General features: G+C 66.7%; 12 protein-coding genes. 7 read left to right on the top strand and 5 right to left on the bottom strand.

What is annotated here, in order from left to right; all coding sequences use genetic code 11:
• Window positions 1-33 precede the first annotated feature (33 nt).
• Together OHQ90_RS08520 and OHQ90_RS08515 are read left to right on the top strand one after the other, a co-directional pair.
• Window positions 34-603, top strand: a complete 570-nt coding sequence (locus OHQ90_RS08520) for a GNAT family N-acetyltransferase (RefSeq protein ID WP_328408871.1) — start codon at window positions 34-36, stop codon at window positions 601-603.
• 79 nt (window positions 604-682) lie between these two features.
• On the top strand, window positions 683-1,228 hold the full coding sequence (locus OHQ90_RS08515; RefSeq protein WP_328408869.1) for a class I SAM-dependent methyltransferase: 546 nt from the start codon (window positions 683-685) through the stop codon (window positions 1,226-1,228).
• Window positions 1,229-1,421: 193 nt separating this feature from the next.
• Here OHQ90_RS08515 and OHQ90_RS08510 read toward each other — a convergent pair whose 3' ends face one another.
• The gene (locus OHQ90_RS08510) at window positions 1,422-2,513 is read right to left on the bottom strand and encodes a 3-deoxy-7-phosphoheptulonate synthase (RefSeq protein WP_328408867.1); all 1,092 of its coding nucleotides are present in this window, start codon (window positions 2,511-2,513) and stop codon (window positions 1,422-1,424) included.
• 295 nt (window positions 2,514-2,808) lie between these two features.
• On the bottom strand, window positions 2,809-3,279 hold the full coding sequence (locus OHQ90_RS08505) for a carboxymuconolactone decarboxylase family protein (RefSeq protein WP_328408866.1): 471 nt from the start codon (window positions 3,277-3,279) through the stop codon (window positions 2,809-2,811).
• 350 nt (window positions 3,280-3,629) lie between these two features.
• On the opposite strand from OHQ90_RS08505, the gene OHQ90_RS08500 reads away from it, so the two are divergent.
• Both OHQ90_RS08500 and OHQ90_RS08495 read left to right on the top strand, forming a co-directional pair.
• A complete protein-coding gene (locus OHQ90_RS08500; RefSeq protein WP_328408864.1) occupies window positions 3,630-3,794 on the top strand; it encodes a DUF5993 family protein in 165 nt (54 codons plus the stop codon).
• Window positions 3,794-4,417 (top strand): disulfide bond formation protein B, encoded by a 624-nt coding sequence (locus tag OHQ90_RS08495; protein ID WP_328408862.1) that lies wholly within the window; start codon window positions 3,794-3,796, stop codon window positions 4,415-4,417. Before OHQ90_RS08500 ends, OHQ90_RS08495 begins: the two co-directional genes overlap by 1 nt.
• A gap of 78 nt (window positions 4,418-4,495) precedes the next feature.
• On the opposite strand, the gene OHQ90_RS08490 is transcribed toward OHQ90_RS08495, so the two are convergent.
• Window positions 4,496-5,374 carry an oxidoreductase gene (locus OHQ90_RS08490; protein WP_328408860.1) on the bottom strand — a complete coding sequence of 293 codons (879 nt, stop codon included), beginning with the start codon at window positions 5,372-5,374 and terminating at the stop codon, window positions 4,496-4,498.
• Between the two features lie 213 nt (window positions 5,375-5,587).
• Between OHQ90_RS08490 and OHQ90_RS08485 the strand changes: the two genes are divergently transcribed.
• Window positions 5,588-7,231 (top strand): (2,3-dihydroxybenzoyl)adenylate synthase, encoded by a 1,644-nt coding sequence (locus tag OHQ90_RS08485; protein ID WP_442941350.1) that lies wholly within the window; start codon window positions 5,588-5,590, stop codon window positions 7,229-7,231.
• 64 nt (window positions 7,232-7,295) lie between these two features.
• Here the strand turns inward: OHQ90_RS08485 and nbtS are convergent, their stop codons facing one another.
• Together nbtS and OHQ90_RS08475 are read right to left on the bottom strand one after the other, a co-directional pair.
• Entirely contained in the window at window positions 7,296-8,606 is a 1,311-nt protein-coding gene (gene nbtS / locus OHQ90_RS08480; RefSeq protein WP_328408858.1) for a nocobactin biosynthesis salicylate synthase NbtS, read from the bottom strand.
• Window positions 8,607-8,663: 57 nt separating this feature from the next.
• Window positions 8,664-9,440 (bottom strand): DUF2127 domain-containing protein, encoded by a 777-nt coding sequence (locus tag OHQ90_RS08475; protein WP_328408856.1) that lies wholly within the window; start codon window positions 9,438-9,440, stop codon window positions 8,664-8,666.
• 184 nt (window positions 9,441-9,624) lie between these two features.
• Between OHQ90_RS08475 and OHQ90_RS08470 the strand changes: the two genes are divergently transcribed.
• A complete protein-coding gene (locus OHQ90_RS08470; protein ID WP_328408854.1) occupies window positions 9,625-12,084 on the top strand; it encodes a glycerol-3-phosphate 1-O-acyltransferase in 2,460 nt (819 codons plus the stop codon).
• A complete protein-coding gene (locus tag OHQ90_RS08465) occupies window positions 12,084-13,580 on the top strand; it encodes an HAD-IB family hydrolase (RefSeq protein ID WP_328408852.1) in 1,497 nt (498 codons plus the stop codon). Before OHQ90_RS08470 ends, OHQ90_RS08465 begins: the two co-directional genes overlap by 1 nt.
• Window positions 13,581-13,625: the final 45 nt, after the last annotated feature.

Below are 13,625 nucleotides of genomic sequence, written 5' to 3'. Positions count from 1 at the left end.
ATTCCGGGCTTGCCCGCATGACATCATGCTCGGATGGAGGAACGCCTACTGTCCGACGAAACGGTGTGGTTGTCGCCGCCGACTGCGGCCGATATCGACACCATCGTCGAATGCTGCCAGGATCCGTCCCTCGCCGCATGGGTGACGATTCCGGTGCCGTACCACCGGGAGCACGCCGAGCAGTTCCTCGACGAGTTCGTGACGCGGGGCTGGGCGGCGAACAACCCGACCTGGGCGCTTCGACTGCAGGCCGACGGCCCGGTCATCGGGATGATCGCGCTGCGAGCCGTCGACGAGTCGGCGCACGAGATCGGCTTCTGGCTCGTGCCCGAACACCGCGAACGCGGATTGATGTCGCGCGCGATCACGCTGGTGTGTGACTTCGGTTTCGACCCCGACGGCATGGCCCTTGCTCGTATCGCCTGGCACGCCTTCGTCGGCAACCATCCCTCGGCGGCGGTGGTCCGCCGCAATGGTTTTCGCTATGAGGGCCTGGCCAGGCTCGGCCGCCTGCAGCGCGGTGTCCGCCGCGACAGCTGGCTTGCCGCCCGCCTCGCCACCGATCCACCGGGTTATGCGGACGGCTGGCCGCAGGGCGTCTGATCCGTCGATCGGCCGCGGGTCGATACGGCTCCCCCGCAAATCGGGCCCACCCGCGGCCGCGACCTCCTAGATTGCTGTGATGGCGGCTGACGAACGGTTTCGATGGATCATCGAAACCATGCTGGTGCGCCCGGACGATTACATCCTCGAAATCGGGCCGGGGTCGAGCGATTCGCTCGGTTATCTCGCCGAGCGACTGCGCGACGGGCGGGTCGTCGGCGTCGATCGCTCCCCGACCGCGATCGCCCGCGCCGCGAAACGCCATGCCGTGCACATCGATTCAGGACGGGTCAGGCTGGTGCAGGCCGGGCTCGAGCAACTGCGCAAGAAGCAATTGCTCGACGAGATCGGCCCGGACGCGGCGGGATTCGACATCATCTTCGCCGTCAATGTGAACGTGTTCTGGACCAAGAGGCCGACGGCGGAACTCGCCCTCGTCCGCGACTGCCTCGCCGAGAACGGCAAGCTCTGCCTGTTCTATGGCTACGGCCGGCCGGACGCCGCCGTGTCGACGAGCCCGAAGCCGGCCCCTGGTCACCTCACCGACTACCTGACAGCGGCCACCTTCGACATCGAGGTCGTGTTCACCGGAGACCTGCTCGGCATCATTGCCACACCGCGATAGCCGAACAGCCGCACCGGTTCTCGACCGTTGTCCATGCGGCGACCCACTGCCACAGCCGAGATCCACACTCGGCCCGGCTTTCACCTCAGCTCCACCGCTGGTCCCGGCTCGCACCGAGCGAGTTGCTCGGCTTTCACCGAGCCCGGGTGGTATCAGCCGAGGCGTCGCAGCGTGCACCGAAGGCAGTGCGGCCTCAGCTATCCCGTCGCTGCGCGACCGCGGCGGCCAGGTGGTCGAGCTGACGGGCGGTGGTCTCCCAGTCCAGGCAGGCGTCGGTGATGGACTGGCCGTAGGTCAGCTCGTCGGCGTGGCCGAGGGTCAGGTCCTGGCGGCCTGCGACAAGGAAGCTCTCCAGCATCACACCGACAACGCCCGGCTCACCTGCGGCCAGTCGCTTCGCGATATCGGTGACCACATCGACCTGCTTGTTGTGGTCCTTGTTGCTGTTGCCGTGGCTGGCGTCCACCACGATCCGCTGCGGCAGCGCGGCCTTCTCCAGCCGGATGCACGATTCGGCGACCGAGGCGGCATCGTAGTTCGGGCCGGAACTGCCGCCACGCAGGATCACATGGCAGTCGGGGTTGCCGGAGGTGCGGATGAGTGCGGCGCGCCCGTCGAGGTCGGTGCCGGGGAACACGTGGCTGGCGGCCGCGGCGCGCACACCGTCGACGGCCACCTGTACATCGCCGTCAGTGCCGTTCTTGATGCCGACCGGCATGGACAGCGCGCTGCTGAGCTGGCGGTGCACCTGGCTGGCCGCGGTGCGCGCGCCGATGGCGCCGTAGGACACCAGGTCCGAGATGTACTGCGGGGTGATCGGGTCGAGGAACTCGCACGCCACCGGCAGGCCGAGCGCGGTGATGTCGACCAGCAGCTTGCGGCCGAAACCGAGACCGGTGTTGACATCGAAGGAGCCGTCCAGGTGCGGATCGTTGATCAGCCCCTTCCAGCCGAGAGTGGTGCGCGGCTTCTCGAAGTACACCCGCATCACCACGTGCAGCCGATCGTCGAGTTCGGCGGCCTTGGCGGCGAGGCGGCGCGCGTAATCCAGCGCCGCGGCGGGATCGTGCACCGAACACGGACCGACGATCACCATCAGGCGATCGTCGTCGCCATTGAGCACGTCGACGGTGGCCTTGCGGCCGGCACGCACGGTGTCGGCGAGCTGATCGGTGATCGGATGCACCCGACGCACCTCGGCCGGTGAGCGCAATGGGCTCACGCTGAGGGTGCGTTGATCATCGAGATCGGAATGCCGCGCATCGACATCGGCAGCAGTAGTCATCGTTGTGGGTTCCTTTACGTCAGGCCGACTCACTGACGGAAACCCGTCGAGCCGGTCGTCATCCGGCTCGGGGTGGAAAGTTGGTCAGCGCAGGAGGTTGCCGCAGACCGACCCACCCGGGGCCGGCTCGCTAAACCAGAAATACACGCGCTGCACGTCGGCGACTGTACCAGGCAGGTACCAACCAGTGAACGCACGGCGCCGCGCGGTCGCGCCGAATGAGCCGAACGTCACGATCGGCAGCTTGCTGCTACCGATCGCGACGTTCGGCTCGGCGCTGGTGCCGAGATGCCGCTCACCCCCACTGGCCGGGCTCATAGCTGCCCGCGGGTGTGCGGGCGATGACATTCATCCGGTTCCAGGCGTTGATCATCGCGATGGCGGCGATGAGCGCGGCGGTCTGGTCCTCGTCGTAGTGCTTGCGCACCTGGTTCCAAACCTCGTCGCTGACGCTGCGGCCGTCGCCGATGCGAGTGGCCTCCTCGGTGAGCGCCAGCGCGGCCCGCTCCGCCTCGGTGAACACCGTCGACTCGTGCCACGCGGCAACAAGGTTGAGCCGCACGGAGGTTTCACCTGCGTGCGCTGCGTCCTTGGTGTGCATGTCGGTGCAGTAACCACAGCCATTGATCTGACTGGCCCGAATCTTGACGAGCTCGTAGGTGGCGGCAGGCAGCGCGGAATCACCGATGACCTTGCCCGCCATGGTGAGTCGCTTGGTGAAGCTGGCGGCGACCGGGTTGGCGTAGAGATTCATCCGAGCGTCCATGAGATTACTTCCTTTTCTATTCGATGGCTTCACAGTGAGGACGACACAGCGAATCGATGTGTGACACCGGCTCGAATGTGAACTGGACCACTCGACTCTGCCGTCATCGACTACGCCCCGGAGCCGGGGCGAGCCGCATCGCCCGGCTGCCGACGGTGAGCGCTCCGACTTGCTTCGCAGGCCTTGGTACCGGAGACCGTTCGAGGCCGTGCACGACGGACCCAGACCGATACAGTCGCTGCGCAGCCCGCGGGCGCAGCGCACTGTCCGGCGCGTCGAACGACCCGCCCTCGCGGCGTGTCAACACACTATCTTGGCTGGTGAGAGCCGGAAACTAGTACCGTTCTGCCATGGACACGCTCATCTTCGGCGGTTTGCTGGCGGCCATGGTCGCCCTGTTCCAGCAACGCTCCCGACGGGTCGTGGTCGGCGCGTGGTGGGTGCTGCTGCTCGCGACGGTACTGCTGCTCGTGCATCACATCACCAACAGTCTCGGACTCGGATTGAGCTACTGATGACGACGATCCGGCCATCGACCACGCGAAGGGCCCTCGGCCAGATCCAATACTGGCTCGCGGTAATTTTCGTGATCGGCTGGACCGGCGTCATCTGCGGCGGGCTCGCGTGCCAGTTCGGTGCGTGGGAGTACCAGTGCCCGCTGTGCATCGTGCAGCGCATGTTCATGGCGCTTGCCGCCTTGGGCGCCGCGTCCATTGTGCGCGAGGGCATGAACGGGACGATCGAGGCCCACGACTACACCAAGGGCTGGGGCCTGACCATAGTCGGTTGTGTCGCAGGCGGATTCGCGACCTGGTGGCAGACGATGCTGCACATCCTGCCCGGCGATCCCGGCTACGGCGACCCGATGCTCGGTCTGCACCTGTACGTCTGGGCGTGGATCCTGTTCGTTGCCGCGATCGCGACTATCGGTGTCGTGCTGTCGTTTTCGCACGAAACCGCCGCACCGGCCATCCCCGCCACACCGCACCGCATGGTCGGGCGCATCGCGCTGTGGTTCCTCGGTATCGTGCTGGCGATCAATCTCGTCGCGGTGTTCCTGCTCGAGGGATTCCACTGGTTCCTGCCGGACGAACCGAACCGCTACCAGCTCTTCTACGACCTGCACATCCTGAGCTGAGCCTCGCCCCGAACGGATTCGGCCGGACGTCCCGTATGCAGGGACATCCGGCCGCCGTTTACTTCCCGAAGCCGTAGGCTACTTGCCGAAGTTGTAGGTGACGCCGGTCAGTTTCTCCGACAGCTCCCACAGCCCACGCGCGACTTCGGCATCCTTCGACGCCGCGCTGGAGCTGGAGCGGGCGGGGTAGCCGCGCAGGCCGAGCCAGCCGTCCGGCCCGTAGAACGCGCCCGGCTCGATCTTCTCGGTGGCCGCGAAAAGCTCTGGCAGCGCACCCATCTCGGCACTCTGCGCCAGCAGCCGGTTGCCGTAGGCCATGATCGTGTCCTGAACCGATTCGGTGTGCGATTGCAGCTCGGTCGCGGCGTAGCCGGGGTGCGCGGCAACCGAGATCTTCGGCGAGCCCGCTGCGGTCAGCCTGCGGTGCAGCTCATTGGCGAACATCAGGTTGGCCAGCTTCGCCTGGCCGTATGCGGGCCAGCGCTGGTACTTGCGGTGCTCCCAGTTCAGATCATCCAGATCGATCTTGCCGGTGCGGTGCGCACCACTGGATACCGTGACCACTCGATCGGAAATCTTGTCCAGGAGTAGACCGGTCAGCGCGAAGTGGCCGAGATGGTTTGTGCCGACCTGCATTTCGAAACCGTCGGCGGTCCGGCCCAGCGGCACCGCCATCACACCGGCGTTATTGATCAGCACGTCGGTCTTGTCCACCGAATCGGCGAACTCCCGCACCGAGGCCAGATCGGCGAGGTCGAGCTTGCGTACCTGCGCACGCGCTCCGATCTCGCTCGCAACCTGCTCCCCCTTGGCCACATTGCGACAGGCCAGCACTACCTCGGCCCCCGCACCGGCCAACGCTCGCGCCGTCACGGCGCCGAGCCCGCTGTTCGCGCCGGTGACGATGAACGTCCGGCCACCCTGATCGCGAATGTTCGATGTGTCCCAGCCACCCATGTGGGCGAGTCTAGTCCGATAGGAGGTGAATTCGGCGTGCGCACGGCCCCACGCGCCCACGTTGCTGTCGCTGCCGTTACTCGACCACCGTCGTTCGACGGATCGACACGGGAGGGCGATTGCCGAGCCGTTGATATAGGGTTGCCTAACCTATGTTCAGAGACCCCGATCCGGCAGTGCGTATCTGCTGCGCTCCCACTTGTGAGGCCGACCGTGACTTCGACACCCACCGCTAGCGACCGCTTGCACGTCGCTCGAAACGGCACCGGCGACGACGGCTACGTACCCTTCCCCGCGGCCGACTCCGACGCATTCCGTGCGGCGGGCTACTGGACCGGTCGCCCACTCGATGATCTGCTGCGTGCCACGGCGCGACAACATCCGGATCGCACCGCACTGCTCGATGGCGACGTCGGGCGCAGCTACGCGCAACTCGATGCCGATGCCGACCGCATGGCGCACGGGCTGCTGGCGCTGGGGATTACGCCGGGCGATCGAGTCGTCGTGCAATTGCCGAACGTGCCGGAGTTCGCGACCGTGCTGTTCGGGCTGCTCCGTGCGGGGATCATCCCGGTGCTCACGTTGCCTGCGCACCGCCGCGCCGAGATCGAACACCTGGCCCGCCTTTCCGGTGCGGTCGCCTATCTCATCGCCGACCGCCTCGGCGACTTCGACTACCGGGACCTCGCGGCGACCGTCCAGCAGTCCGTCCCGACTGTGCGGCAGGTGCTGGTGCTGGGCAATCCAGGAACCTTTACCGAGCTGAATTCTGTTCCGCGCGAAGGTGATTCGCTGCCGACCATCGATCCGAGCGATATCGCGCTGATGCTGGTCTCCGGGGGCACGACGGGCCTGCCGAAGCTGATCGCCCGCACCCACGACGACTATGTCTACAACGCCACCGCGAGCGCCGAGGTGTGCGAACTGACCGAGGCGGACGTCTACCTCGCGACGCTGCCCGCGGCACACAATTTCCCGTTGGCCTGCCCCGGCATCCTCGGCACCATCGGGGTGGGCGGCGCGATCGCCTTCCTCACCGATCCGAGTCCGGAAAATGCGTTCGCCGTGATCGAAAGGCACCGGGTCACGGTCACGGCCGTGGTTCCGCCGCTGGCCCAGTTATGGTGCGCGGCAACCGAATGGGAGGAGGCCGATCTCGGATCGCTGCGGCTGCTCCAGGTCGGCGGCGCCCGGCTGGCCGAGGTGAACGCCCGCGATGTCGAGCCCGCCCTCGGGGTGCGGTTGCAACAGGTGTTCGGCATGGCCGAGGGCCTGCTCAACTACACCCGTCTCGACGATTCCGCCGACACCGTATGCACCACCCAGGGTCGCCCGCTCTCTGCTGCCGACGAGGTCCGCGTGGTGGATGCCGACGGCAACGACGTCGCTCCCGGCGCCGAAGGCGAGCTGCTCACCAAGGGCCCCTACACCATTCGCGGTTACTACCGCGCCCCCGAGCACAATGCCCGCGCTTTCACCCCTGACGGCTACTACCGCAGCGGAGATCTGGTCCGGCGCCTCCCCACCGGCCACCTGATCGTCTCCGGCCGCATCAAGGACGTCATCAACCGCGGCGGGGAGAACATCTCCTGCGACGAGTTGGAAGAACACCTGCTCGCCCACCCCGCCGTTCGGCACGCCGCTGCGGTCGGCCTGCCCGACGCCGCCCTCGGCGAAAAGGTCTGCGCCGTACTGGTGGTCGACGCCGCCATGCCGACCCTGGCCGAGGTCAAGACCTTCCTCACCGACCGCGGTCTGGCCACCTACAAACTCCCCGACCTCCTGCGGCAGGTCGACTCCCTGCCCCTCACCGCTGTCGGCAAGATCGACAAGAAAGCGCTGCGCGCCGAAGCCTGACGGCGAACGCAAGAGGCCCGGCCGAGTTTCCGACGGCCCGGCCTCTTCGCAGCGGATCCGACTGCTAGGCCTTCACCACATACGGGGCGATACTGCCCAGCTTTTCGCAGGTCTCCTCGAACTCGCGCTCGGGCAGCGACTGGCCGACGACGCCGGCGCCCGCACGCAGCCACGCACCCTCGGTGTTCTGGTAAACCGCCCGCAGGACCAGCGTGGCCTCCATGGCACCGGTCGGGGAAATCGTCACCACCGCACCGGAATACAGTCCACGAGGTGCGCCGTCGAGGCGGAATACGGAGTCGACGCCCTCACGCTTCGGAATGCCGGACGCGGTAACCGAGGGGAACAGCACCTCGAGCGCATCCCAGCTGGAGCGGTCGGCGGCGAGCCTGCCGCGCACCGTGGAGGCGAGGTGCTGGACGCTGCCGCGCTCGCGAACCGCCATGAAGTCCGAGACCACGGGCGTCCCGGGATCGGCGACGGAGGTGATCTCCTTGAACGAGGTCTGCACCGAAATAGCGTGCTCGACAATTTCTTTCGGGTCGGTGATCAGATCGGCCCTGGCCGCCATGTCGGCATCGCGGCCACGCCCGAAGGCGCGGGTGCCGGCCAGCGGTTCGGTGGTGACCACCCGATCCTGGTCCACCGAAGCGACCAGTTCCGGGCTGAAGCCCGCCGCCTCGAGTCCGCCGAGCCGCAACAGGAACGAGCGGGCCGGGGTGTTGTTGGCGCGACCGAGCCGGTAGGTGGCGGGCACGTCGACCACGAAAGGCAGCTCGACCTTCCTGGACAAAATGACCTTCTGGTAACGGCCAGAACGGATTTCGCCGACCGCCTCGGCGACTCGATCGCGATATCCGGTGGGATCCAGGCGGACGTCCGCCGGATGCGCCTGCGGTAGTTCGCTCTCCTGCGAGGCCGCGATGAGATCGTGGATATCGCAGGTCTCGGCCGGGGTGGCACCCGAGATGCGCACGCCGAATTCGCCGATCGCCACCTCGATGCGCGGAATCATCAGGTGCGCAAGGGCCGTCCGCGGATGCAGATGCGCGGTGGCCTCCAGCGCCCACGCACAGAATTCGAATCCGATCCAGCCGTATGCCTGGCGGCCGCCGAGCGGCAGCGCGCCCAGCGCGCGGTCGATGACGCTCGCGGGGCTGCCGTCCCACACACTGGCGGTGGTCCGTCCCTCCCACACCACACGCAGCTCGTGCGCGTCCAGTTCCACACTGCCGAGCGGATCGGCCGCGAAGACCCATTCCCCCAGGCGCTCGTACATGACGTACTCGCCGAACCGATCGGCGGCGGCCAGCCGGGACATCGCTGCCGCCGGATCGGTCACGTACTCCAGGCGCAAGCGCTCCGTGGTCGACAACGATCCTCCAAAGATAATGCTGACCTAACTTTGAGAAGTAAGGTTAGCATTACCTGACTAGACCGGAAGTGTGCCGACAGCCACAGCAACCGCCGCCCGTTCGACACTCAACAGGCTCTCCGCACTGTGCTCGGCGTGATACGCCGCACCGCCCCCACGCAGCCCGAACAACCGCTTGCTGTAGACCAACCACACCACCGCCGCGATATTGACCACCAGCGCACCGATCCGCAACGCGGTGATCTTCTCGGTCAGCTCGTAGACCTCCAAGGGCAGGAACAGACTCGTCGCGACGACCGCGAAGTACTCACCCCAGCGTTTGACCAGCCACAACCCGACCGCCTCCAGCACCTGCAAACCCGCATACGCGAGGATGCCGAACCCGATCCACAGCAAGGTGTTGTTCGACAGGTCGAACGCCTCGCCGGCCAGCCGTACGAGCTTGGATCGGTCGATGTCCCAGCCGATCTGATCGGCGAACGGCCGCAACAGCGGCAGATCCTGATCGAATGCCGCCCGCATGGTCTCGTGGGAGGAGCGGAATTTGAAGACGACCACCGCGGCCGCTACCAGGAGCAGACCACGCAGCAACCGCTCGATCGCCAGCGCACGCATCAGCCAGCGGTCCCGCAGCAATCTGCCGCGCGGCACCTCCGGCGCGTGATCGGCAGGCCCGGAGCCGACTGGGTCGCCCGGCACGAAGGTGCCGCACCGCAGGCACCGCCACGCTTCCCCGGCGACCGTACCGACGCGCAGCCGATCCCGTAGTTCGGGCTCGTCCGGCGCGTAGGTGTAGTGGCCGTGCCAGCCGCATGCGCGCAATGCCCAGTCCATGCGCGCAGCCTAATGGGCGCACCGGACGCGGTCGGACCGAAGCCGCGCTCGGACCGGCAAAGGTCAGGGCGGTGCCCAACGGGCCCGACAGCCGACACACGGCGAACTCGCGAGCCGGAGTTCCTGCGCGGAATGCCGTGGCGGGCTTGAATAGGGGGATCGTCAGTTGCGGAGGGATCTGGTCATGATTGATCACCGCGGGGACTCACCCGCGCAGGCTCAGCGAGCAACGACCCCCGGATCGGTGGTGGCCCTCGTCGACGCGAGCTCCAGAGTCGAACGCGAGCTCGTCGGCGCCTGGCTCACCGACGACGGCATCGCCAAGGAATTCGGCGTGCACGCACCCGTCACCCAATTGGACTTGGACGCCGATGCCATCGCCACCCGGCTGGCCGGCCGCAGCGACGATCCACTCGTTGTCCCCGTGCGGGTGCTGTGGCTGCCCCCCGAACGCGACGGGGTCCGCCGTGTCACCTTCGCCGACCTGGCGCTGCTGAGCAATCCGCGCAAGCCGCACTGGCTTGCCCAGCGCAGATTGATCGGCAAGTCGCCGGACCGACACGTCGTGCTCACCGGGCAGCCCGCGCTGCTCAGCGAGTTGCGCGCCAATAACCCCGAAGCCACCGCGATGTTCATCGCGGGCTCCGCAGAGCCGTTCGCCCGCGCCATTGTGCGCGCCGCGCTCGTGGTGCTGGAACGCGCCGAACGCAATGTGATCGGTGATCGGTACAAGGTGCCGCGGCTGGTGGCCGAGGAGATCCTCGACTCTCCCGACTTCCTGCACCGGCTCGACGTCATCGCCGACCAGATCGGCGCAAGCCCGCACGAGGTGTACCGCAGGGCCGAGAAGGGGCTGCAGGAACTCGTCGCCGCACAGAGCAGGCTGGTTTCGGACCTGTTCACCCAGGCGATGCGGCCGGTGCACGCCTCTACCTGGAAGGTGCACACCGAGGAATCCGGGCTCGCCGGACTGCGGACCCTCAACCGGCGTTATCCGCTGGTATTCCTACCTTCGCACCGCTCCTACGTCGACGCATTCGTGCTGGGTGATGTGCTGGCCCGCAATGATTTTCCGCCGAACCATGTGATCGGCGGCGCGAACCTCAGCTTCTGGCCGATGGGCCCCATCGCCCGGCGCACCGGCACCGTCTTCATCCGGCGCAGCTTCGGCGACGACGAGGTCTACAAGGCGGTGGTCGAGGAATACTTCGCCTACCTGCTCGCCAAGCGATTCAACCTGGAGTGGTACTTCGAGGGCGGCCGCACCCGCACCGGCAAGCTACGACCGCCGCGCTACGGGCTACTGAATTATCTTGCCGCCGCTGTCCGTTCGAATCGCATCGACGACGTCATGCTGGTGCCGGTGTCGATCACCTATGAGCGGCTCAACGAACTCGGCGCCATCGCCACCGAACAGGCGGGCGGGCAGAAGAAGCCCGAGGGCCTGGCCTGGCTGGCGCGCTACATTCGCAGCCAGCAACATTCGGCCGGACACGTCTACGTGAGCTTCGGCGAGCCGCTGTCCGCGCGCGACCGGCTTGCGGCGTATGGCGATCCGCTCGTCACGCCACTGCTGTCCATTCCGCTACACAGCACCGATTCGGCGCTGGATGGGCCGGGCTCCACTGCCGCCGAGGAAGAGATCGCCGAACGGGAGCGAAAGGCCGTGCAGCGGCTGGCGTTCGAGGTCGCCGTCGGCATCAACGCCGTCACCCCGATCACGGTGAACGCGCTGGCCACCCTGGCACTGCTCGGTGTGCACGGACGCGCGCTGACCCGCGGCGAGGTGCGCGCAGTGCTCGATCCGGTGCTGAACTACATCGAGAAGCGCGCGCTGCCCAGCGGTGAGCTCGACGCACTGCGCGACGAACAGAGCCTCGCCGTGGTGCTGGAACAGCTGTCGCTGGCCAAGGTTGTCACCGTCTATCGCGGCGGGCTGGAACCGGTCTACTCGATCGAGGCGGGCGCCCACCTGGAAGCCGCGTTCTACCGCAACAGCGCCGTGCACTGGTTCATCAACCGCGCGATCCTCGAACTGTCCATCCTGACCGCGCTCGACACACCAGCACCGCACCAGCTGAAGGCGGGCTGGGACGAGGCGTTCCGACTGCGCGACCTGCTGAAGTTCGATTTCTTCTTCCCCGAACGGTCCGAGTTCGCCGAACAGATGACCACGGAAATGCTGGTGCTCGACCCGGAATGGCACACCCACACCACCGAGGACACCTTCGGCACCGATGTGCTCGCCACCCTCACCGCCTCCGGATTCATGATGGCGCACCGCACCTTGCGTTCCTTCTTCGACGCGCAACTGGTGGTGGCCGAACGGCTTGCCGCCCGTGACCCCGCCGAGGAGATCGACCGCAAGCTGTTCATCGACGAGTGCGTCCGGGTCGGCAAACAGATGATGCTGCAGCAGCGGCTGCACAGCCCGGAATCGGTATCAACCGAACTATTCACCAGCGCGCTGAAACTCGCGGACAACCACGGGCTGCTGACACCGGTCGGGCGGGATTCGGCCAAACGCAGGGCCGAATTGACCGAGCGCAGACTCGAGTTCGCCGAGCGACTGCGCGCCATCGGCAACCGTATTTCCCAGGCCGCCACCTTGGATCCGTCGAACCGACTAGTACAGGAGCCGTGATGGGTGCGCACAACACTACGGCGCAGCAGGAAGGCGCGACTATCGCGCACAGCGAGACTGCGCCAACGGATCTCGAGGCGGCGATCGCCGCGATCCGGTCGGGCCCGCAGGGACCCGAAATCGCCGCTGTCTTCGACTTCGGCGGCACCGTCGTGGACGGGTTCGCCCGGCCCTCGCTGTTACGGCGCGTCTTCCGGCCGAACGCGCCCACAGCGGCAACAACGCTGCTCGGCGGCATTCGCAACGGCCTCACCGACGGCGAGTACGGGCGGTTCGTGCACCTGTCCATGCACGCGCTGGCGGGGCGGCCGGAGGCGGAACTCGACGCGCTCGGCCAACGTCTCTTCGAACGATCCATCTACGGGCGCCTGTATCCCGAAGCATGGCAGCTCATCCGATCCCATGAGGCCGCCGGGCACACCCTGGTGCTCGCCACTTCGCTGACCAGGTTCCAGGTAGCGCCCGCGGCCACCGCACTCGGCATCGAGCACGTGTTGTACACCCCGATGGCGACCAGTGAAGGCATCCTCACCGGCTACGTCGAGGGAAAGACCTTGTGGCGCAACGGCAAGTCCGATGCGGTCGGCAGTTTCGCGGCCGCAAAAGGCGTCGACCTCGGCCGCAGCTACGCCTATTCGGACACACTCGCCGATCTGCCGTTGCTGTCGCTGGTCGGCCATCCGGTGGCGGTGAATCCCGATAAACGGCTCAGCGTGGTAGCCGCCGAACAGGATTGGCCGAAGCTGACGTTCCGGCCACGGCAGACCCCGAGCCCGGCCGACTACGGCCGGACGATCGCGGGATTCGCCGCACTCCTCGGCGGCGCCTTCCTCGGCGTGATCGCCAAGTCCTACACACGGCAGCGCAGAAAGATGGCCGATGGACTGATGGCCTATGCGACGCGCGGCACCCTCGGGGCTATCGGTGTGCGAATCCGCGTCTCCGGCGCGGAGCATGCGCGCACACCGCGGCCTGCGGTATTTCTCTTCAACCACCAGAGCCAATTCGACGTCATCATCGTGCCCAAGGTCCTGGCGGGCGGCGTCACCGGCATCGGAAAGAAGGAACTGACCCGTAATCCGATATTCGGGCCGTTGATGCGTTTCGTCGGAGTGACATTCATCGATCGCTCGAATACCGCGCAGGCGAAGGCCGCGCTGGCGCCGGTGGTGGAAACGCTGCGCGCGGGTCTATCCATCGCCGTCGCCCCCGAAGGCCATCGCTCGTACACACCGAGCCCGCTGCCGTTCAAGAAGGGCGCGTTCCATATCGCGCTACAGGCCGGTGTGCCGGTGATCCCGGTGGTGATCCGCAACGCGGGCGAAATCTCGTGGCGCAATTCGATGGTCGCGCGCAAGGGCACGGTCGACGTCGCGATCCTCGCGCCCATCGATGTGAGCGGCTGGGATCCCGACGATATGCACGACGAGGTCGAGTCGGTACGACAGCTCTACCTCGACACGCTGCTGAACTGGCCGAAACCGGACGCGGACTAGCGCTTTCGGGCAAAACGAGACGAGCGTTGTCGAACAAAGCCCAGC

Origin of the sequence: Nocardia sp. NBC_00403 (assembly GCF_036046055.1) — a bacterium.
In the GTDB taxonomy this organism is placed as follows: Bacteria; Actinomycetota; Actinomycetes; order Mycobacteriales; family Mycobacteriaceae; genus Nocardia.
This window is presented reverse-complemented; position numbering and strand designations above follow the sequence as displayed.